Source organism: Nonomuraea sp. JJY05, assembly GCF_043496855.1.
Taxonomy (GTDB): Bacteria; Actinomycetota; Actinomycetes; order Streptosporangiales; family Streptosporangiaceae; genus Nonomuraea.
On record NZ_JBIEIS010000004.1, the window covers coordinates 78,661 to 99,326 of the forward strand.

Genomic DNA, 20,666 nt, shown 5'->3' on the forward strand with positions numbered 1-20,666 from the left:
CCTGTTCATGGCCTCACTTCGTGAGGCGTCTCGGTCGCTGGGATCCGCTGCCCTCCCTCGAGGGCGAAGTGCTGCTGGATGGCGACCGCGGCGGCGCCGCGGGCCCACTGCTCGAACGATCGCGGGCGCAGCAGCAGGCGGCAGTCGGCGGCCGCGCCGAACGCCTGGGCCGTGAACGACCGGTTGAGCTGCTCCTCGAACAGTCCGTACGAGGCCAGCCCCGGCACGTCACCGGTCACGATGATCAGCTCCGGCCCGAACAGGTTGGCCATCGCGGCCATGGCCAGCCCGATGGCGTGCCCCGCGCGGGTGAACACCTCGCGCACCGCCGGATCTCCCGCGTGGGCGGCCTCGATGGCCGCGTCCACGGTCAGCGACGCGTCGCCGGACGCCGCGCGCGCCGCCGCCAGCAGGGGCGCCGTGCCGGCGATGGCCTCGACGCAGCCGCGCCCGCCGCAGTGGCACCCGGGCTCGTCACCCCCGACGGGGATGTGGCCGATCTCCCCGGCCAACCCGTGCGCGCCGGCCACCACCCGGTCGTTGACCACCAGCCCGCACCCTATCCCCACCCCCACGGTGACCAGGGCGAACGACGAGGTGCCCACCCCGTCGCCGAACCACTGCTCGGCCACGGTGAGCGACTTGACGTCATTGTCGATCGTGACGACCAGGCCCGTGGCCTCGGCGGCCAGCCGCGCCAGCGGCACCTGGTGCCACCGCAGGAAAGGGGAGTAGCGCACCACCCCCTGGACCTTGTCGACGTCGCCCGACACGGCCAGGCCCAGCGCGTGGCAGCGCTCGCCGTAGGCCGGGTCGGCGGCCAGCAGCTCGGCGACCAGCTCGGCCAGCGCCGAGACCACGCCCTCGACCGACGTCGTGGCCAGCGGGCGGTGCGCCGAGACCAGCGGCTGCGCGCGCAGATCGGTGACCACGCCGATGAGCTCCTCGTGCGTGATCTTCACCCCGCAGAAGAACTCCCGCTCCGGCCTGATGGAAAGCGGGCTGGCCGGGCGGCCCGCGCCCGGTGCCGTACGCTCGGTGGCCTCCAGCTCCTCCAGGTAGCCCGCCTCGATGAACGGCCGGGCGGCCTTGGTGACGGCGGCCGACGACAGCCCGCTCCGCCTGGCGATCTCCACCCGGGAGACCGGCCCCTGCGTCAGCACCATGGTGAACACGGTGGCCGCCGCGGGAGTCGAGGTGAGCCGTGGGTGCATGAGCGCCATAGTAACAGTAATTAACTTCGTCAAGAATTGAATTCGGAGCTGGGGCGTGCCTACGCTCCGGGGCATGAGATCGGTGACCTTCGACGCCCCCGGCCGCAGGTGGCTGCTTCGTACCCCGGGCACGAGTTACGTCGTCGCCCTCGCGGCCGACGACGCCCCCCGCTGCCTGCACTGGGGCCCCGCGCTGACCGCCGAGCAGGCCGCCGGCCTCCCCGGCCCCACCGCGTACGGGGCCAGCAGCTTCGACAGCACGGCGGGCGGGGAGGAGCTGGTCTCCGAGGTGGGGGCGCGGTTCGAGACGCCGTCGCTGCAGCTCGTCCTCCCGGACGGTGATCGGGGGATCGAGTGGCGGCACGAGGGCCACGACGTCGACGGGGGCCACCTGACGCTGCGCTTCTCCGACCGCCGCCATCCGCTCCTGGTCGAGCTGCACTACCGGGTGCGCGAGGACAGCGACGTGATCGAGCGCTGGACCGTGCTGCGCCCTGGGGTGCCGGTGACCGTGCTGCGGTGCGACTCGGCGGCCTGGAGCGTTCCGGCGCTGGACGGCTATCGGCTCAGCCACGTCACGGGCGGCTGGAGCTCGGAGCACGCGCTGAGCCGTACCGAACTGGCGGTGGGGGAGACGACGCTGACCAGCAGGCGCGGGCTGAGCAGCCACCACGCGAACCCCTGGCTGATGATCGACGGCGGCGACGCGGGCGAGCGGCACGGCGAGGTGTGGAGCTGCGCCCTGGCCTGGAGCGGGAGCTGGCGCGTCACGCTCACCCGCACCCCCTCCGGGCGGGCGAGCTGGACCGGCGGGTTCGGCCACGAGGGCCTCACCTGGCGGCTGGAGCCGGGCGAGGAGTGGGTGACACCGGTGTTCGCCGGCGTGTACGCGCCCGACGGGTACGGCGAGGCCAGCCGGCGCTGGCACGACCACGTCGCCAGGCACGTGCTGCCCCGGCCGGACGAGCTGCGCCCGGTCGTCTACAACGCCTGGGAGGCCGTCGGGTTCGACGTGAACGAGGCCAACCAGCGCGACCTCGCGCGGCTGGCCGCCCGGGCGGGCGCGGAGCTGTTCGTGATGGACGACGCCTGGTTCGGTGGTCGCACCAGCGACGGCGCCGGGCTCGGCGACTGGTGGGTCAACGAGGAGCGCTTCCCCGACGGGCTCAGCCCGCTCATCGACGAGGTGCACCGGCTCGGCATGCGCTTCGGCCTCTGGGTCGAACCCGAGATGGTCAACCCCGACAGCGACCTCTACCGCGCCAACCCCGACTGGGTCCTGCACATGCCGGGCCGCTCCCGCACGCTGCTGCGCAACCAGCTCGTGCTGAACCTCGCCCGGCCCGACGTCGCCGACTGGGCGCACAAATGGCTGCACAAGCTGGTCTCCGAGCACGCCGTCGACTTCCTGAAGTGGGACTTCAACCGCGCCTTCACCGAAGCGGGCCGGCCCGGCGACCCGGACCAGGACCGGCTCTGGATCGACCACGTCAGGGCCGTCTACTCGATCATGGACCGGCTCCGCGCCGACCACCCGCACCTGCGCATCGAGGCGTGCGCGGGCGGCGGCGGCCGTACGGACCTGGGCATCCTGGCCCGCACCGACCAGGTGTGGACCTCCGACAACACCGATGCCCACGACCGCATCGGGATCCAGCGCGGATTCAGCCAGGTGTACCCGGCCCGGGCCATGGCCGCCTGGGTCACCGACAGCCCGAACCCGCTCACCGGGCGGGCCGTCCCGCTCCGCTTCCGCTTCCACGTGGCGATGGCCGGGGCGCTCGGGCTCGGCGGTGACCTCGCCCGCTGGAGCGAGGCCGAGCTGTCCGAGGCGGCCGAGCTGGTGGCGGTCTACAAGGACATCCGGCCCGTCGTGCAGTTCGGGCGGTTGTGGCGGCTTCCGTACGGGGTGCAGTACGCGCACGAGGACCGGGTGGTGGTGCTCGCCTGGCACGGGCCGGTCGCGTTCGGCACGCCGATCGCCCCGCTCCGCCTGGCCGGGCTCGACCCGGACGGCCGCTACCGCGACGAGGACACCGGCGCGGTGCACCACGGCGCGGTGCTGATGTCCCGCGGCCTGCCGCCGCTGACCCCGAGGGGCGGCTACACCAGCACCCTTCTCCGCCTGCGCGCCTGCTGACCCCGCCGGATCACCGGGTGACCTCCCGCCGCAGCTCCTCGAGGGACTCCTCCATCAGGCGCGGCAGCCGGTCGCCGTGCGGGAGCGAGCCTGACAGGACGCACGAGACGACGACGGTCGTGTCGCTGTAGACCATCGACACGGCCCCGCCACGGGTGTCGTACGTGGGCGGTACGGCGAAGCAGCCGTCCAGCGGCAGGCTCACCCCGATGACGCTCACCGTCATCCGGCCCGGGAACGCCTTCGGCACGAGCCACCTGAGCAGCCGGAACACCACCGTCGGGGCGTCGACGGGGTAGCGGTCGCGCCGGTAGGCGGCCATCCGCTCGAAGCTCGTCTGCTCCATGACCCGGCGCAGCCGCTCGGGCGGCGCGGCCTCGGCGCAGGGCAGGACGACCGGCATGGTGGTCGCCCCGTTGCCCAGGCCGCCGTCGCGCAGCCGGCCGTTCAGGTTGAGCGGGAAGGAGACGGTTGTGCCCCGGCGGCCCGCCTTCCGCCAGTGAGCCGGGTTCCAGGCCCTCAGAGCGCCTGCCAGCACGGCCAGACCGACCTGCGGGACGCTCGCGCCGGTCGCGGCGGCGATCTGGCGGAAAGCGGCGAGGTCGAGACGCAGGAAGAGCGTGCGCGCGGCCGCCTCCGCCCCGCCGGTCCGGCCCGGGGGCGGTCTGAGCCGCGCCGACGGGGCCGCCAGCCGGGCCGCCGTGGCGAGCAGCCGCATCCGTGCCATGACCGGCGCCCGCACCGCCACGTTCCGATCGGGCGCCGGGACGGTCTTCTCCAGCAGCACGGCCCGCGTCGCGACCCGGGCCGCCGCCACGCCGTCCTGGAAGGCGTGGTGCACGCGGTAGCAGAGCAGGTGCTCGTCCGAGGCGTACCCGTGGACGACCATCAGGCTCCACAGCGGGTGCTCGGGCAGCAGCCGGTTGTCCCTGACGGCGTCCACCACGGCCGCGCCCACGTCACGGCCCGGCGCCACCCGGTACTCCACGACGTGGCAGGCCGGGTCGAAGGCGGGATCCGGCTCCCATCCCCCGCGGGCCAGCCGGTAGGTCAGGACGGGCGCCCGCGCGGCCGACTCGGCGACCAGGCGCCGCAGCTCGCCGGAGTCGGGCGCCGGGCCGGGCCTCCTCGCCGCGAGGGCGATGTGCAGCCGGTAGTCGCGGGCCGAGCCGAGCTCACCGAGAAAGAGCCGGTCCGGCCCGGTCAGCGGTACGGCCCCAGCAGCTCGCATGGCCGGGCTAACCGGCCGTCTGCCGCGCGAGGTACGAACGGTGCGCCAGCCGGGCGACGTCGCCGACCGTCATCTCCATCGTGAAGTCGGACGGGTCGATGTCCAGCCCGTGGCCGCCCAGCGCCGCCCGCAGTTCGAGCACGCTCATGCTGTCGGACTCGAGATCGTCCACGAACGTGGTCTGCGGGGTGACGGCCGCCGGGTCGACGACGTAGATCTCGGCGCAGTACTGGCGTACGAGCCGCAGGATGTCTTCCTCGGACAAGAGTTCTCGCCTTTCCGTCGGGGGTCCGTCGGGGGTCCCAGCATGTCGCCGCGCGGCAGGCCGGGGCGGCGCCGGAGTCCTCGTGTCCGGTCAAGAACGGCCCCGGACTGGAAAACACGACTAGTCGATCAGCGGGCTGAGCCGGGTCGCGACGTCGGCTACGGCCTTCAGGGCGGCCCGGCAGCGGGTCCGGTCGTAGCGGGACACGGCGCCGGCCTCGACGCCTGCCGCGATGAGGCCCTCGGCCGCCGTCAGCGCCTCCCCGGACGCCATGGGCAGGAAGCCGTTGCGGCCGAACACCTCCGCGATGCCGTGGCGGGCGACGAACCCGGCGTCGCCGATCGTGCCCCACGCGGTGGCGTGCCCGGGCAGGCCGCGGGCGCGCCGCCGCCGGGCCAGGGCGTCCAGGAAGACGTTGGCGGCCGCGTACGCGGACTGGCGCGTGCCCCCGTACGTGCCGCTGACCGAGGAGAACAGCCAGAACAGCTCCAGCTCCCGACCCTCGGTGAGCCGCTCCAGCACCAGGGCCCCGGCCATCTTGCACCCCAGCACGCGGGCCAGCCGCGCGGGGTCCAGCCGCAGCAGGTCGCTCGAGTCGGGCTCCATCGCGGCGTGCGCCACGCCGCGCAGGGGATGCTCCCCGGCGTCGATCTCCTTGAGCACCGACGCCATCGCGGCCAGGTCGGTGACGTCGGCGGCATGGACGGACGCCTGCGCGCCCCGCGACCGGAGCCCGGCCACCGTGGCGGCCGCCTCCGGCGCGGCGCCGCCCCGGCGCGAGACCAGCGCGAAGTGCCGCGCGCCCCGCTCCGCCAGCCGGTAGGCCGCCGCGGCCCCGAACCCGCCCACGCCACCCACCACGAGGTACGTGCCGCCGGGATCCGGCCGGAGCCGTCCGGGCCGCGTCCTGACCGGCACCGGGCCGTCCAGGGGGTCGAAGGAGATCACGACCGCGCCGAGGTGCCGGGCGTGCCGCATGGAGGCGACCGCCTCCCGCACCCGGGCGGCGGGGTGGACGGTGTGCGGGAGCGGGCGGTGAACGCCCGCGTGGACGCGCTCCATGACCTCACGGAAGACCTCGTGATCGACCGCCGGCTCCGGCCCGCCGTCGCCGGGGTGCGGGGCGTCGAGCACGTCCGGCACGCCGAGACCGTGCAGGAACTCGCGTTGGGCCGCCGTCCGCGCGGTGGCGGTGATCGGCGTGCCGCGCTGCCACGCGTCCTGCAGCGCCGCGAGCCCGAGCCCCGAGGCGCCACCGCGCGCCTCGTGGCGGGCCAGGGCGATGAACGGGATCGGCAGGGTGGCGGCCTCGGCGAAGCTCATGCCGTCCGGGACCGCGCCGACGAGCCGGGCGTCGGCGATCAGGTGGGACGCCGGCGCACCCGGCGCCACCCCGACCACCCGACAGCCGGTCCCCACGTCGCGCACGCCCGTCCCGACCGCGGTGACCAGCCCGGCGAACGCCCATCCGGCATCCCCGGTGTCGCCTTCGGACGGGAGCGGCTGATCGGGCAGCCCGGCGGCCCGGACCTCGACGGCGACCGTGCCAGGGGCGGGCGGCGGCGGAGGGCCGGTCTCCGCCCAGGCGGGCTCCCCGTGCCGCCCCGGCCGGCCGAGGTCCAGGACGTAGTGCCGCACCCGTTCGCCGACGCCCTCGTACGGCACCTCCCGGGCGGCGAAGCGGCCACCCGGGGTCAACGCGACCTCGCTCTCCCCGGAGCCGGCCAGCAGTTCGCGGGCCAGCCGGCGGGCGTCCACGGCCACCGTTCCCTCGCGGTGCAGGCTGATCCTGGGCAGGTGCAGGCCGGGCCGGTCGTTGGCGAGGGCCCGGGCGGCGCCCCAGACCGCCGCGTCGGCGGGCACGAGAGGCAGCTCCGGAGCGGGCAACGCGCCGCTCGGCCGGGTCACCACGTACAGGGTGCGCCCGACGGCCGGTGGCAGCTCGTCGCACGCGGCCACGACGGCCCTCAGCACCCCCATCCGCCCGACGGCCTGCTCCACGCGCAGGCGCGGCTCGTCATCGCCGCCGGCGCACTCCTCGTGCTCGGCCAGCACGAACACGACGCACACCCGCCCGCTCCCCGCCCCGCCGCCGCACACCGGCGCGCGCCAGCCGGCCGGATCCCCGTCCGCGACCACCGCCACGGCCCGGTCGCCCAGCAGCCGGGCGACCGCTTCGGCGAGTGGCAGCTCGGACGCCGTCTCCGCCGCGACGAGCCAGCGGGTGCCGTCGGCGGGCGCGGGAAGCGGCCGCCGCCGAGCCTCGGTGGCCGGGGGACGGGAGGCCAGGATGACGGAGAAGCCGTCCCGGGCGGGCGGCCGGTCGTCGCCGGTCCGCACCACATGGGCGAACCCGCACTCGCGCAGCAGCTCCGGCCACCGGTCGCGGGACAGCAGCAGGCCGTTCGGGCGCAGGTGGTGGTCGTCGACCTGCCAGAAGCTCTCCAGCAGGCCGAAGGTGCCGATCAGCAGGCGCGGGTCGTGGGTCTCGACGGCCAGCAGCCGGCCGCCGGGGGCGAGCAGCGCGCCGACCCTGCGCAGGGCCGGGGCCAGGTCCCGGGCGGTGTGCAGGGCGTTGGCGGCGACCACCACGTCGTAGCCGCCCGCCGCGAAGCCCTGGGTCATGGGGTCGGCGTTCAGGTCGAGCTGCCGGTAGTCGAGGAAGTCGTGGATGGCGAAGCGGCGCCGGGCCGCGGTGCAGAAGAAGGGCCAGACGTCGGTGAAGGTGTAGCGGGTGCGATCGGGGGGCAGGCGCGGCAGCAGCGCCGCCGTCGTGCCGCCCGTTCCCGCGCCGACCTCCAGCACCCGGAGCGGCCGGTCCGGTGGCCAGGCGGCCACGATCTCGTCGAGCAGCGCGCCGGCCACCTGGTTGGCGAAGCGGCAGAGCGGGGCGATGTCGTAGAGCTGGCGGGTCAGCTCGCCGCCGCCGTCGCGGCTCAGCAGCTCCAGCGGGTCCCGTTCGCCGCGCAGGACCGCCGGCAGGTGGTGGTACATGCGGCTGTTCAGCGCGACCTCCGTGACGAAGGCCGGGTGCCTCAGCAGCAGGCTCCGGGTCAGCTCGTACGGCCTGGCCGGCCCGGTCAGCCGCCACCGGCCGTCCGGCCCGGGCTCGGCGAGCCCGTGCTCCCGCAGCAGATCGAGGACGACGGCGCCCAGCCGGTGGCCGGGGCGGGTCAGCTCGTCGAGGGCGGTCGCGAACCGGTGGAGCTGGGCCTGCCAGGCCTCCGGGAGGAACCGCTCGTAGCGGAGCTCGCGCCACGCCTCGCGCAGCCGTTCGATCCGCTCGCCCGCGCGGGCCACGATCACCTCGGGATCGGGATCGGGATCGGCGTCTGGGTCGGGGGTTGCGGGCGGCGGGTGGTTCGGCTCGTGCGGGGCGGCGCGGAGCCGGGCGTGGTGCAGCGTGATCGGCGGCCGGGCGTCAGGCATCGGACCTGCCGCCGGATGACGGCGGGGTGATCGGGCCGCGCGGCACCGCCACCACCGTGCAGCCCCGGCCGGGCTGGTGGGTGATGGCGACGCGGTTCATCCCCTCGTCGCGCGGATCGGCGGCGGACAGGATCACGCGGCGGGTCACGACGTGCAGGAACGTCGAGATCTGCAGCAGCGCGAAGTGCCGGCCCACGCACACGTGCGGCCCCGTCCCGAACGGCAGCCAGCTGTACGGGACGGGACGCCCCTCCAGGAACCGTTCGGGGCGGAAGTCCAGCGGGTCGGCGAAGTGCCGGGGATGGCGGTGCAGCGCCCGCAGCGCCACCAGCAGGTTGGTGCCGGGTTCGACCCGGTAGCCGCCGAACGTGAGCCGTTCGCGCGCCACGCCCAGCGGCACGGTCGAGGTCGAGGGGCGCAGCCGCAGCGTCTCGCAGGCGACCGCGGTGGCGAACCGGTCGTCCTCGCCGCGCAGGGCCTCCGCGGTCAGCCGGTGGAGCGCCGACGGGTGCCGTACGAGCCGCTCGACCGCCCAGGCCACGCCCAGCGCGGTCGTGGTGTGCCCCGCCAGCAGCATGGTCAGGACCTGGTCGACCAGCGCCTCGTCGTTGAGCCGCCACCCTTCGGCGGTGCGCGAGGCCATCAGCAGGCTCAAGATGTCGTCACCGGTGTCGCCGTCGTGGCGGCGGGCGATCTCCCCCCTGACCAGCCGCACGCAGCGGGCGCGCAGCCGCCGCGCGGACGGCCAGAGCCGGATGGCGCCCAGCTCGCGCAGGGCGAAGCGGACCATGAGCTGCTCCGTCAGCGCCACGTTCAGGAGCTCCCGCACCAGCGGCCGCCACACCTCCAGGCGCCGCCGGTCCAGCCCGAGCAGCGAGCGCAGCGCGATCTCCAGCAGCGCCTCCCACAGCAGCGGCAGCAGCTCGAACGGCTTACCGGCGGGGAACTCGTCCACCGTCCGCCCGGCCACGTCGGCCACGATCTCGCGGTGGCGCCGCACCGCCCTGCCGCCCAGGAGCGGCAGCACCAGCTTGCGCATCCGGTGGTGGTCGGCCCCCTGCTGCGCGAAGATCGACCGCGGCCCCCACGCCGCCGCCGTGGGCCGGCCGTCGAACGGGTCCAGCCGCGCCGTCATGACCTCGCCGATCAGCGCGGGGTCGCGCATGAGCGCGACCCGCCCGATGCCCGGCGCCCAGAACGCGAACACCTCGCCGTAGCGTTCGAAGGCCCGGTCGAGAAGGTGCTCGCCCCGCAGGAGGTACGCGGGCAACGCCAGCGGGGTCAGCCAGCCGGGGCCTGGGACGGGACGCGCCTTGCTCACCCGCCGATGGTAGGAAAGGGCGCCCGCCCGATGCCTCGTGCAACGCCGGGAGCAGGTAAAACGGGAGAGTGAGATTCGGCGTGCGGCAGTTCGAACTGTCCTTGATGCACCGGATGCGCGATCTCAACCCCGTGCGGGTCGAGGAGGCGCTCGGGGCCATGGGCGCGTCCAGGGCGGAGCTGCGGGCCGCGCACGCCCAGTGGACGAGGATGCTCCACTCGCCGCGGGCGCCGAAGACGCTGCGGCCGCTGCTCGGCCGCCCCGCCTACGAGGGCACGACCGCCGTGGGCAGCCTGACCTGCGGCGTGTCCCGCTGGGCCCTGCCGTCCTGGCCCGGCCTGGAGTTCGAGGTCCTGTACGGGCCCGGCGGCGAGACGTGGAACCAGTGGTTCGTCCGCCCGGGGGACCCCAGGACGCTGTCCTTCGCCGACCTGGAGCCCTGGAGCTGCGTGGTCGCCGACGTCGCCGCGAGCTTCCCCGGCGCCGTCCACCAGGAGGGCCAGGCCCCGCACCATTGGGCCGTCGACCTCGACCACGGCGGCGCCACCCACCGCGCCCGCTTCGTCTACGGCCTCTGCCAGCGGATCGACGTCATGTAGCCCGAGGGCCCGGCTGGAAAGCTTCGATGATCGATTGCATGATGAGGGCTCGGGTTTCCTGAGGAAGAAAAGGTGACGAAATATGCTCCGTGCCCTCGCCGTGTCCGTGGCCGCCGGGATCCTCTCGTTCGGGGGACCGTCCCCGGCCCGGGCGAGCGTCACCTGCCCACCGGAGGGGGTCGTCTGCCAGGAGGTCCGCGGGGTGCCCGGTGACCACTACTACTGGTTCACGATCGAGCCCGCGCCGACCACGGCCGCCTTCACCTTCACCGTCAACGGCTCCCTCACCCCCGGCTCCCTCACGACGACCACCGCCGGCACCACGCTCGAAGGGGACTTCCGGCCCGCCCTGGTGCTGGTCAGCGGGGATCGGGTCTGCATGCGCGCCGGCAGCCTGAGCGGCGAGTACTGCGCCACCACACCCTGACCCGGACGATTCTTTACTGGTCTGTACAAAATCCGGTAGTCTCCCTCCCATGGGCAGGCCACGGGAGTTCAGTGATCGGGCGGTCGTCGACGCCGCGATGGAGGTCTTCTGGGAGAAGGGGTACGAGGCGACCTCCACCCAGGACCTGTGCGAGCGCACCGGTCTGGGCCGCGGCAGCCTCTACAACGCCTTCGGCGGCAAGCACCGCCTCTACGAGGAGGCCATCCGCCGGTACGCCGAGACCAGGGCCGAGGCGCAGCTGGCGATGCTGGCCGAGCCCGGGTCGGTGCGCGCGCGGCTCAGGGACCTCATGCTCGGCGTGATCGACGCCGACATGGCGGACCCGGGCCGGCGCGGCTGCCTGGCGCTCAACGCCGCCACCGAGTCCAGCGGGCGCACCGAGGCGGTCGCGGGGCTGGTGCGGCGGCAGTTCACCGACCTGGAGCAGGCGCTCCAGCGGCTGGTCGAGATCGGCCAGAGCACGGGCGAGCTGTCGTCGGAGCGGCCGCCGCGGCAGGTGGCGCGGGCGTTCCAGAGCGCCTACTACGGGCTGCGCGTGCTCGCCAAGGTCACCGACGACCGGGCCGCCCTCCTCGACGTCGTCGACGGGGCCGTCGCCGCCCTGTAGAAGACCCGGCCGCGCTCCATCGAGCCGCGGCCTTTTTGCCGACCTAGTTCTGTACTGATCTGTAAAGAAAGAGAGCGAAGATCGATGAGGCTCAGTGTGCCGTCGCTGATGGTGTGCGTGTTCGGGATAACGACCGGCGAGTTCGTCATCGCCGGCATCCTGCCCGGCATCGCCGCCGAACTGAAGGTCTCGATCCCGGCCGCCGGGCTCCTGGTGACGGCGTACGCGATCGGGATGATCGTCGGCGGGCCCGTGCTGACGGCCCTCACCGCCCGTTTCCCGCGCAAGCCGCTCATCCTGGTGCTGCTCGGGATCACGATCGCCGGGAACCTGGCCTCCGCGCTCGCCCCCGCCTACGGCGTGCTCTTCGCGGCCCGGATCGTCACGTCGCTGGTGACGTCCACGTTCTTCGCCAACGCGATCGTCATCGCGGTGTCCACCGCCGCGCCGGGCAAGCAGGCCTCCACCGTCTCCAAGCTCGTCTTCGGCATGAACCTGTCGATGATCCTGGGCGCGCCGATCGGCACGTTCATCGGCGACGCCCACGGCTGGCGGGCCACGTTCCTGGTGGTCGCGGCGTGCTGCGCGGCCGGGTTCGCGCTGGTCTCGCGGCTGGTGCCGGACGTGCGCGAGCCGTCCGGCGGGGGCTCGGCCGTGAGCGAGCTGCGTGTCTTCCGCGCCCCGGACGTGCGGCTCGCCATCGCGGTCACGGCCGTGGGCAACGCGGGGCTGCTCATGGTGTTCACCTTCTTCGCGCCCCTGGTCACGGATGTCACCGGCTTCGCCGGCGGCGCGGTGGCGGCCCTGCTGCTGGTGTACGGGGTGGGCGCGGCCGTGGGCAACCTCCTCGGCGGCCGGCTGTCGGACCGGGCGCCGATGGCCGCCCAGCTCGGGCTGCTGGGCGTCCTCGCGGCGGTGCTCCTGCTCATGTGGGCCGGCAGCGGCAGCACGGCGGTGACGGCGGTCATGGTGTTCGTGCTGGGCGCGGCGGGGTTCGCGGTCATTCCCGGCATGCAGGCGCGCGTCCTGGCCACCGCCTCGGCGGCGCCCACCCTGGCCATGGCGGTGAACGCCTCCGCCTACCAGCTGGCCGCCGCCTTCGCCGCCTGGCTCGGCGGCCGGGTCATCGACGGCGGGCTCGGGCTGCGCTCCCTCTATGTCGTGGGCGCCGCCGTCACGGTGGCGGGGATCGCGGTCAGCGCGTACGCCTGGCGTCGTTCCCGCGTGCCGGCCTGACCCCCGCGAAGGCGGCGTGGACGGCGTCGGCGATCTGGCGCTGGATCGGGTCGGCCTCCGGGCCGAACAGCAGGTCGTCCACCCGGGACACCACGCCTGTGGCCGCCTGCAGCAGGCGCGCGCCCTCGGGCGTCAGCTCGATCGTCGACGCCGACCCGGCGCGGGCCGTGCTGTCGCGCACCAGACCCGCCGCGACCAGCGCCTTCACCGCGGTGTGCACGCTCTGGACCGTCGTCCCCGACATCCGCGCCAGCTCGCTGAACGACACCCCGGGCACGCCGGAGATATGACCGAGCAGGCCCAGCCGGCTGACCGTCAGGTCGAGCGGGGCCAGCGCGGCGGCCAGCTCGGTCTCGATCTTGCGCGCCAGCGTGAGCAGGACGATCGAGGGGCTGGTCACAGGCGGACCGGGGCGATCGGCGTTCTCGGTGGTCACCCCGCCAGTCTCCCGCACCGGTGGCGACGGTCGCGAGCGCACCCGCAGGAGTGGGAATCACTCCGAGGGACGGCACGGGGCGGACGCGCGGGAGAGAGCGATGACCGATTCGGCGATGGTGCGGTTCTACCAGGACAACGGCTACCTGCTGGTCAAGGGGCTGCTCGGCGCGGCGGAGGCGCGGGCGTACCGGGAGGAGTGTCACGCGGTGCTCGGGCGGCTGCGCCCGAGCGACCCCACATGGGGGAGCGCGCGGGAGATCGGCGGGGCGGGGACCGAGCTGCGGCACTGCCACGACGCGCAGTTCCACTCGGCCGCCTTCGCCCGGCTCATGGTGGACCCGCGCTTCACCGACGTGGCGGCGGCCCTGATGGGCTCGGAGAACGTGCAGCTCCACCACACCAAGATCTTCGTCAAGCCCGCCGAGAAGGGCTCGCCCTTCCCCATGCACCAGGACGCCGCGCACTTCCCGCACACCCGCCACACGGTGGGCGCGGCGATCTTCCACTTCGACGCCGCGCCCGAGGAGAAGGGGTGCGTGCGCGTGGTGCCGGGCAGCCACAGGTACGGGCCGCTGCCGCACCTGGAGGAGGGCGGGTGGCACCTGCCGCTCGCGGAGTGGCCGCTGGAGGCCGCCGTCGCGGTCGAGGCGGAGGCCGGGGACGTGCTGTTCCTCAGCTATCTCACCGTGCACGGGTCCGGGGTCAACCGGGCGGACGAGGCGCGTACGACCCTGCTCATCCAGTACCGCGACCCCGAGGACCAGCCCGCCGACGACGTCCACCGCTCCCGGGGCCAGGGGATGATGCTGCGCGGGATCGACCCGACGCGATCGTGACCTCTTGCTATTGCAAGTTTGTTGCAACAGATAGTCTTTCGCTCTAAGGTCGCCTGCATGAGGCGCAGATTGGCACTGTTTGCGGCAATTGTCCTGGGATTAATGGGATGTTCGGCTCCCTCGCAGCCCGCGGCGGCGCCGGCGCAGGACACGGTCGTGCTGGGGCTGGGGTCCGAGCCCGACTCGCTCAACCCGGTGCTCGGCTACGCGCCGGACGGCGGGGCGTTGATGTTCGACGGCCTGGTGCGGCGCACGCCCGACCTGAAGCTCGAGCCCGCGCTGGCCGAGTCCCTGCCCGAGGTGGAGGGCAAGCAGGTCACCTTCACATTGCGCCAGGGGGTCACCTTCCACGACGGCAAGGCACTGACCGGCGCCGACGTGGCGTACACCTATGAGCAGGTGCTCAAGGCCGCCAACAACTCGCCGATCCGCGGCGACTACGCCGCCATCGAGAAGGTGGACGCCCCCGACGCGCGCACGGTCGTCTTCCGCCTCAAGTACCCGTACGCGCCCATCCTGCAGCGGGCCACGCTCGGCATCGTCCCCGCGGGGTCCGACGTGTCCGGCACGCCCGCCGGCACCGGCCCGTACGCGTTCGTGTCCTGGACCAAGGGCGACAAGATCACGCTCAAGGCCAACGAGCGTTACTGGGGCGCGGCGCCGGCCATCAAGAAGCTGGTGCTCGCGTACACCTCCGACGACAACGCGCGGGCCACCAGGATGGCCGCGGGCGAGTTCACCGCCACCGAGCTGCCGCCCAAGGCGGTCGCCCGGTTCAAGGGTGAGCGGGGCATGACGGTCCACGAGGTGCCGACCGCCGACTACCGGGGCGTGATGTTCCCGCTCGAACAGCCCGTGACCGGCGACCTGGCCATCCGCAAGGCGCTCGGGCTGGCCGTGGACCGCGCCGCCATGGTCTCGGCGATCCTGGCGGGCTCGGGCAGCCCCGCCTTCGGGCCGGTCGCGCCCGGCACCGACTGGCACAACCCCGCCGTGAACGGCTCCGCCGCCCCCGACCGGGCCAGGGCGATGGCGACGCTGGAGGAGGCCGGCTGGAAGGCCGGGGCGGACGGCATCAGGGCCAAGGGCGGCATCCCCGCCAGGTTCACGCTCATGTACCCGGCGGGCGACTCGCTGCGCAAGGAACTCGCGCTGGCGGTCGCCTCCGACGCCAAACAGGTCGGCATCGACGTGCGCCTGGCCGGGCTCGACTGGGACGCCATCGACCAGCGCATGTCGAAGGACGCGCTCATCATGGGCTGGGGCAGCCCGTACGACCCCGACTACACCAACTACGAGCTGTTCCACTCGTCCTTCTCGGGCCAGGGCTACTTCAACCCCGGCCACTACAACAACCCCGACGTGGACCGGCTGCTCGACGCGGGCCGCGGCACCTCCGACGGGGCCGCCCGCAAGAAGGCCTACGACGAGGTGCAGCAGCGCATCAGCGACGACGCCGTCTGGCTGTACCTGGTCTACCTCAAGCACACCTACGTCGTACGCGGCACCTGGACCGGCCTCACCCCGGGCGTCGAGGCGCACGAGCACGCCACCGGCGGCCTGCTCGGCACGGTCGTGAGCTGGAAGCCCGCCTCGTGACCTGGGTCAGGATCGTGGCGTGGCGGCTGGCGTTCGCCGTGCCGCTGCTGCTGGCGGTGACGTTCGGGATGTTCGCGCTGGCCAAGGCGTCTCCCTTCGACCCCGTACGGCAGTACCTGGGCGAGCGGGCGATGGTCACGAGCCCGCAGATCATGGCCGAGATCAGGGCGAACTGGGGCCTGGACCGGCCCCTCGCCGAGCAGTACGCCACCTGGCTCGGCAACCTGCTCAGCGGCGACCTGGGCGAGTCCAGGTCGCTGCGGCTGCCGGTCGCGCAGGTGATCGGCGAGCGGCTGGGCTGGACGCTGCTCGTCGTCGGCTGCGCGCTCGTCCTGATGCTGGCGGCCGGCCTGGCCGTGGGCACGCTGGCCGCCTGGCGGCGCGACTCGTGGCTGGACCGGCTCGTCACCGGGACGGCGTTCACCAACGAGGCGGCGCCGGTCTTCTGGGTGGGCCTGCTGGCGATCTGGGTGTTCTCCGTGACGCTGGGCTGGCTGCCCGCGGGCGGGCTCACCGACGCCGCCTCCGCCACGGTGACGCTGCCCGACCTGCTGGGGCACCTGGTGCTGCCGGTGGCGGTGCTGGCGTTCTCGCAGTCGTCGTGGCTGCTGCTGTTCGTGCGGGAGTCGGTCATCGGCGTGCTGCGGGAGGACTTCGTGACCGGGGCCAGAGCGCGGGGGCTGCGCGAGCGCACCGTGCTGCTGCGGCACGCGCTGCGCTCGGCGCTGCTGCCGTTCGTCACGATCATGGGGGCGCGGGTGCCCGAGCTGGTGACGGGGGCGATCCTGGTCGAGGCGGTGTTCTCCTGGCCGGGCGTGGCGGGCACCACCGTCAAGGCGGCGCTGGCGGTGGACTTCCCGCTGCTGGCGGCGCTCACGCTGCTGGCCACGGTCACCGTGGTGGCCGGCAACCTGTTGGCCGACCTGGCGTACACGCTGGCCGACCCGCGCGTGCGCGTGCTCGGGGTGAGCTGATGGCGCGCAACCGCTGGTCGGCGGCGACGCTCGCCGTGCTGGTCCTGGCCGTGGTGCTGGTGCCGCTGGCCGTACGGCTCGACCAGCAGCTGGTGGACCTGCGGGCCGCGGGGCTGCCGCCCACCTGGGCCCACCCGTTCGGCACCGACGAGGTCGGCAGGGACGTGCTGATCCGCTCGATCTACGGGCTGCGCGTCTCGCTCCTGGTGGGACTGGTGGCCGCGGCGGTCAGCGTGACCATCGGCGGGCTGGTCGGGCTCGTGGCGGGCGCGGCCGGAGGGCTCGCGGACCGGGTGCTGATGCGGGTCGTGGACGGCTTCAACTCGCTGCCGCACCTGCTGTTCGGCGTCTTCATCGTGGCGCTGTTCGCACCGAGCGCCACCGCGGTGGTGGTGTCCGTGGCCGTCACCCACTGGACGACCGCAGCCCGGATCGTGCGCTCCGAGGTGCTCTCGCTGCGCGGCCGGCCGTTCGTGGACGCGGCGATCTCCGGCGGGTCGAGCCGGCTGCGGATCGTGGTCCGGCACTTCCTGCCGAACCTGGCGCCGCAGCTGCTGCTGGCGGCCGTGCTGATGATCCCGCACGCGATCTGGCACGAGACGGCGCTCAGCTTCCTCGGGCTGGGCCTGCCCGCCCACCTGGCCTCGCTCGGGAACATGATCAACGACGGCCGGCGGTCGCTGCTGGCGGGCGACTGGTGGTCCAGTCTCTTCCCCGGGCTGCTGATCCTGCTGCCCACGCTGGCGGTGTCGGGGCTGGCCCAGTACGTGCGCGACCGCGCGAACCCGCGCTGGAGATCGGAGCTGGCCCTGTGAGACTCCGTGTGGACGGGTTGTCGGTACGCTTCCGCATCCCCGGCGCGGTCGTGCACGCCGTCACGGACGCCCGTTTCGAGCTGCGCGCGGGCCGCTGCCTGGCCCTCGTCGGCGAGTCCGGGTGCGGCAAGTCCGTCATGGCGCACGCCCTGCTCGGCCTGCTCCCCGGCAACGCCGCCGTCACGGGTCACGCCTGGCTCGACGTGCCGGAGCAGGGCCCGCTGGACCTGGTGGCCGCGTCCGAGAAGACGCTCGCCCGGCGGGTGCGCGGGCGCCTGATCGGCCTCGTCCCGCAGAGCCCGGCCGCCCACCTCACCCCGGTGCGCACGGCCCGCGCCCAGCTCGCCGAGACCCTGCGCGAACTCGGCCGCGCCGAGACCCCCGACGCGCTCGCCGGACGCGCGGGCCTGCGCCCGGAGGACCTCGACCGCTACCCGCACCAGCTCTCGGGCGGCATGGCGCAGCGCGTCGCCAACGCCCTCGCCCTGGCCGGCGACCCGCCGCTGATCCTGGCCGACGAACCCACCACCGGCCTGGACCGGCCCCTCGTGGACGCGACCATGGCCGAGCTGCGCCGCCTGTGCGACGAGGGCCGCGCGGTGCTGGTCATCACGCACGACCTGCGCGCCGCCGAGCGGGTGGCCGACGACATCGCGGTCATGTACGCCAGCCGCATCGTGGAGCGCTCGGAGGCGGGCGCGTTCTTCGCCGGGCCGCGGCACCCGTACGCGCGGGGGCTGCTGGACGCGCTGCCGACGCGGCGGTTCGTCCCGATCCCGGGCCTGCCGCCCGAGCTCACCCGGCTCCCGGACGGCTGCGCCTTCCGGCCCCGCTGCACGCTGGCCACAGCCGAGTGCGCTGAACTGCCCGCCATCGACGAGAAGGGGGTGTCCTGCCACCATGCTTGACGCCACCGGGATCACGGTCTCGTTCGGCCGTCATCGGGTGCTCGACGGGGTGTCGCTGTCCGTACGCCCTGGCGAGGTCCTCGGGCTGGCCGGGCCCAGCGGGTGCGGCAAGTCGACCCTGGCCCGCGTACTCGCCCTGCTGCTGCGCCCGTCGGCGGGCGCCGTCACCCTCGACGGCGAGCCGGTGACGAGGTGGCGGCACCGGGCGCCGCGGCGCACCTCGATCGGCCTGGTCTTCCAGCAGCCCCGGCTCGCCGTCGACCCCCGCTTCACGCTGCTGGAGGTGATCACCGAGCCGCTGCGCGCCGGGCGGCTCCCGCTGGCGCGGGCGCACCGGCTGGCCGAGGAGCTGGGACTGACGCCCGAGCTGTACGGGCGGCGGCCGCACGAGGTGTCGGACGGGCAGCTCCAGCGGGCCTGCGTGGCCCGGGCGCTGGCCCTCGAACCGCGTTACCTGATCTGCGACGAGATGACCACCATGCTCGACGCCTCGACCCAGGCGCACCTGGTCGCCCGGATCGAGGCGTACCGGGAGCGCACGGGGGCGGGGGTGCTGGCCGTCAGCCACGACGGCGAGCTGCTCGACCGCTGGGCGGGCGGGAACGTCCGCGAGTGGGCCGGGGTGGAGCGTTCCTAGGAGGCCAGGGCGGCGGTGATGGCCCCCTCGACCGTGTCGTGCACCGGCACGTGGGCCATGACGCCGGTCAGCTCGAAGAGCCGGGCGGGCATGCGCTGAACGGCGGCCAGGTGGAGCGCGCCGCCGTTCTTGAGGCAGTTGGTGGCGCAGGTCAGCAGCACGTGCAGGCCCGAGCTGTCCATGAACGGCACCTCCGACAGATCGAACACCAGCTTCCCCGCGGGGGCCGGCTGGACCTGCGCGATGTACGCCTCGAGCTGACCTCGGTTGGCGGCGTCCATCTCACCGATCACGGCGATCACGGTCACGCCGGGCAGTTGCTGGTGCGCCAGCCTCAGTCGCGGCATCTACGCCTTCACCGCTCTCGCCCGGCTTAAGGTGACCATCAATGAAGGATAGTGCGCCGGAGTCTTCGGCGATATCCCGGTTTTCCTCGGACGACAGGGGCCCTGCCCCTCCTCAGTGACCGTGGCCGTGACCGACGAACGTCGTGGCCGGTCGGCCCGGCGGCACCAGCCCGAGCGAGACGGCCGCCGCGACCCCCGCCACGACGGCGCACAGCGTGAGCCCCGCGACGAAGCCTCCGACGCCTCCCGCCGCGCCGGGCGCGAGGCTCGCCGCGGCGACCGTCGAGACGGCGGCCACGCCGATCGAGCCGCCGAGCTCGTGGAAGGTGTTGATGACGCCGGAGGCCACGCCGTTCTCGCCGGGCGGGATGTTCGCCATGGTCGTCGTGGTGGCCGTCACGAACGCCGGCCCGATGCCCAGCGCCGCCAGGACGAAGCCCGGCAGCAGCGTGGTGTACGCGCTCGCGTCCGGTGAGATGCGCGTCATCAGCGCCGCCCCCGCCGCGGTCAGCACGAAGGACGCCACCGCCACCGGCCGCCCGCCGAGCCTGCCGATGAGATGCCCGCCGAGCTGCGCCCCGATCGTGATCGCGATCGCCACGGGCAGGAAGAGCAGGCCCGTCTCCAGCGCGCCGAACCTCAGCACGTGCTGGAGGTAGAGCGAGCTGAGGAAGAACAGCCCCAGCATCAGCCCCGTCGCCACCAGCATGACGAACGTCCCCGAGATCACCGGCCGCCTGGCCAGGGTCTCGGCTCGCATCAGCGGTGACCGCACCGACCGCTCGACCACCACGAACAGGATGTACAGCAGCACCGACCCGGCCAGCGGCAGCACCGTGCCCGCCGCGCCCCAGCCGGCGTCGCCCGCCGTCACCAGAGCGTAGATCAGCAGCGCCGTCGCCAGCGTGACCACCAGCGCGCCGGGCACGTCGACCCGCTCGCCCCTCCCTGGCGCGGGCGGCACCAGGGCGGGCACGGCCGCCAGCACCACCAGCCCGATCGGCACGTTGACGAAGAACACCCACGCCCAGCCCGGCCCGGCGGTCAGCACGCCGCCGACCAGCACGCCCAGGGCCGCCCCGGTGCCGCCGATGGCCGCCCAGACGCCGAGCGCCCGGCCGCGCCGCTCGCCCGTGAAGGTGGAGGTGATCACGGCCAGCGCGGCGGGGGAGAGCAGCGACGCGCCGACCCCCTGCAGCGCCCGCCCGGCGATGAGCGCGGCGCCACTGCCGGCCAGCCCGCACAGCAGCGAGGCCGCCGTGAACAGCCCCAGGCCCGCCAGGAGCGTGCGGCGGGCGCCCAGCGCGTCCGCGAGCCGCCCGCCGAGCACCATCAGGCCGCCGAAGCAGAGCGTGTACGTGGTCACGACCCAGGTGAGGGACTCGCGGTCGAGCGCGAGGTCCTGGCCGATGGTCGGCAGTGCCACCTGGACGACGGTGATGTCCACGATCAGCATGAACTGGGCCAGGCACAGCAGCACCAGCACTCCCCACCCGCCGGTGCGCTGCCTGCCCGGAGCCGCATCAAGGCTCATCCGATATCCTCCTTTAACTTGAACACTGATGTTCAAGTTAGCACGCAGGAACCATACGCGGGTAGGGCATGCCGAAGGCAGCGAGAGC

Annotated in this window: 19 protein-coding genes; 11 read left to right on the top strand and 8 right to left on the bottom strand. The window is 74.0% G+C overall.

Features of this window, described 5'->3' with window-relative positions; translation table 11 throughout:
• Positions 1-5: 5 nt before the first annotated feature.
• Positions 6-1,214: an ROK family protein gene (locus ACFKCF_RS06455; protein WP_394491621.1), complete on the bottom strand. Its 1,209-nt coding sequence runs from the start codon at positions 1,212-1,214 to the stop codon at positions 6-8.
• A 73-nt stretch (positions 1,215-1,287) separates the two neighbouring features.
• Between ACFKCF_RS06455 and ACFKCF_RS06460 the strand changes: the two genes are divergently transcribed.
• Entirely contained in the window at positions 1,288-3,354 is a 2,067-nt protein-coding gene (locus ACFKCF_RS06460; RefSeq protein WP_394491623.1) for an alpha-galactosidase, read from the top strand.
• Between the two features lie 10 nt (positions 3,355-3,364).
• Here ACFKCF_RS06460 and ACFKCF_RS06465 read toward each other — a convergent pair whose 3' ends face one another.
• The 4 genes from ACFKCF_RS06465 to ACFKCF_RS06480 form a co-directional block, all read right to left on the bottom strand.
• Positions 3,365-4,585: a wax ester/triacylglycerol synthase domain-containing protein gene (locus tag ACFKCF_RS06465; RefSeq protein ID WP_394491625.1), complete on the bottom strand. Its 1,221-nt coding sequence runs from the start codon at positions 4,583-4,585 to the stop codon at positions 3,365-3,367.
• Between the two features lie 7 nt (positions 4,586-4,592).
• Positions 4,593-4,850 (bottom strand): acyl carrier protein, encoded by a 258-nt coding sequence (locus ACFKCF_RS06470; RefSeq protein ID WP_394491627.1) that lies wholly within the window; start codon positions 4,848-4,850, stop codon positions 4,593-4,595.
• 120 nt (positions 4,851-4,970) lie between these two features.
• Positions 4,971-8,279 (bottom strand): SDR family NAD(P)-dependent oxidoreductase, encoded by a 3,309-nt coding sequence (locus ACFKCF_RS06475; protein ID WP_394491629.1) that lies wholly within the window; start codon positions 8,277-8,279, stop codon positions 4,971-4,973.
• Positions 8,272-9,600: a cytochrome P450 gene (locus ACFKCF_RS06480; protein WP_394491631.1), complete on the bottom strand. Its 1,329-nt coding sequence runs from the start codon at positions 9,598-9,600 to the stop codon at positions 8,272-8,274. Before ACFKCF_RS06480 ends, ACFKCF_RS06475 begins: the two co-directional genes overlap by 8 nt.
• A gap of 80 nt (positions 9,601-9,680) precedes the next feature.
• Between ACFKCF_RS06480 and ACFKCF_RS06485 the strand changes: the two genes are divergently transcribed.
• The 4 genes from ACFKCF_RS06485 to ACFKCF_RS06500 all read left to right on the top strand — a co-directional run bounded on the left by ACFKCF_RS06485 (position 9,681) and on the right by ACFKCF_RS06500 (position 12,490).
• Positions 9,681-10,199, top strand: a complete 519-nt coding sequence (locus ACFKCF_RS06485; protein ID WP_394491633.1) for a hypothetical protein — start codon at positions 9,681-9,683, stop codon at positions 10,197-10,199.
• An 82-nt stretch (positions 10,200-10,281) separates the two neighbouring features.
• On the top strand, positions 10,282-10,626 hold the full coding sequence (locus ACFKCF_RS06490; RefSeq protein WP_394491635.1) for a hypothetical protein: 345 nt from the start codon (positions 10,282-10,284) through the stop codon (positions 10,624-10,626).
• Between the two features lie 49 nt (positions 10,627-10,675).
• Positions 10,676-11,254 carry a TetR/AcrR family transcriptional regulator gene (locus ACFKCF_RS06495; RefSeq protein ID WP_394491637.1) on the top strand — a complete coding sequence of 193 codons (579 nt, stop codon included), beginning with the start codon at positions 10,676-10,678 and terminating at the stop codon, positions 11,252-11,254.
• An 84-nt stretch (positions 11,255-11,338) separates the two neighbouring features.
• Positions 11,339-12,490, top strand: a complete 1,152-nt coding sequence (locus ACFKCF_RS06500; protein WP_394491639.1) for an MFS transporter — start codon at positions 11,339-11,341, stop codon at positions 12,488-12,490.
• Here the strand turns inward: ACFKCF_RS06500 and ACFKCF_RS06505 are convergent.
• A complete protein-coding gene (locus ACFKCF_RS06505) occupies positions 12,450-12,926 on the bottom strand; it encodes a MarR family winged helix-turn-helix transcriptional regulator (protein ID WP_394491641.1) in 477 nt (158 codons plus the stop codon). The genes ACFKCF_RS06500 and ACFKCF_RS06505 overlap by 41 nt on opposite strands.
• A gap of 100 nt (positions 12,927-13,026) precedes the next feature.
• On the opposite strand from ACFKCF_RS06505, the gene ACFKCF_RS06510 reads away from it, so the two are divergent.
• From ACFKCF_RS06510 to ACFKCF_RS06535, 6 genes are all read left to right on the top strand, one after another.
• A complete protein-coding gene (locus tag ACFKCF_RS06510; RefSeq protein ID WP_394491643.1) occupies positions 13,027-13,764 on the top strand; it encodes a phytanoyl-CoA dioxygenase family protein in 738 nt (245 codons plus the stop codon).
• Between the two features lie 102 nt (positions 13,765-13,866).
• Entirely contained in the window at positions 13,867-15,363 is a 1,497-nt protein-coding gene (locus ACFKCF_RS06515; protein WP_394491645.1) for an ABC transporter substrate-binding protein, read from the top strand.
• A complete protein-coding gene (locus ACFKCF_RS06520; RefSeq protein WP_394491647.1) occupies positions 15,360-16,337 on the top strand; it encodes an ABC transporter permease in 978 nt (325 codons plus the stop codon). The genes ACFKCF_RS06515 and ACFKCF_RS06520 overlap by 4 nt, the downstream gene beginning before the upstream one ends.
• The gene (locus tag ACFKCF_RS06525) at positions 16,337-17,152 is read left to right on the top strand and encodes an ABC transporter permease (RefSeq protein WP_394491649.1); all 816 of its coding nucleotides are present in this window, start codon (positions 16,337-16,339) and stop codon (positions 17,150-17,152) included. The genes ACFKCF_RS06520 and ACFKCF_RS06525 overlap by 1 nt, the downstream gene beginning before the upstream one ends.
• Positions 17,149-18,060, top strand: coding sequence for an ABC transporter ATP-binding protein (locus ACFKCF_RS06530; RefSeq protein ID WP_394491651.1), 912 nt, complete (start codon positions 17,149-17,151; stop codon positions 18,058-18,060). The genes ACFKCF_RS06525 and ACFKCF_RS06530 overlap by 4 nt, the downstream gene beginning before the upstream one ends.
• Positions 18,053-18,697 (top strand): ABC transporter ATP-binding protein, encoded by a 645-nt coding sequence (locus tag ACFKCF_RS06535; protein ID WP_394491653.1) that lies wholly within the window; start codon positions 18,053-18,055, stop codon positions 18,695-18,697. The genes ACFKCF_RS06530 and ACFKCF_RS06535 overlap by 8 nt, the downstream gene beginning before the upstream one ends.
• Here ACFKCF_RS06535 and ACFKCF_RS06540 read toward each other — a convergent pair.
• Both ACFKCF_RS06540 and ACFKCF_RS06545 read right to left on the bottom strand, forming a co-directional pair.
• The gene (locus ACFKCF_RS06540) at positions 18,694-19,044 is read right to left on the bottom strand and encodes an STAS domain-containing protein (RefSeq protein ID WP_394491655.1); all 351 of its coding nucleotides are present in this window, start codon (positions 19,042-19,044) and stop codon (positions 18,694-18,696) included. The genes ACFKCF_RS06535 and ACFKCF_RS06540 overlap by 4 nt on opposite strands.
• 112 nt (positions 19,045-19,156) lie before the next feature.
• Positions 19,157-20,578, bottom strand: a complete 1,422-nt coding sequence (locus tag ACFKCF_RS06545; RefSeq protein ID WP_394491657.1) for an MFS transporter — start codon at positions 20,576-20,578, stop codon at positions 19,157-19,159.
• Positions 20,579-20,666 lie beyond the last annotated feature (88 nt).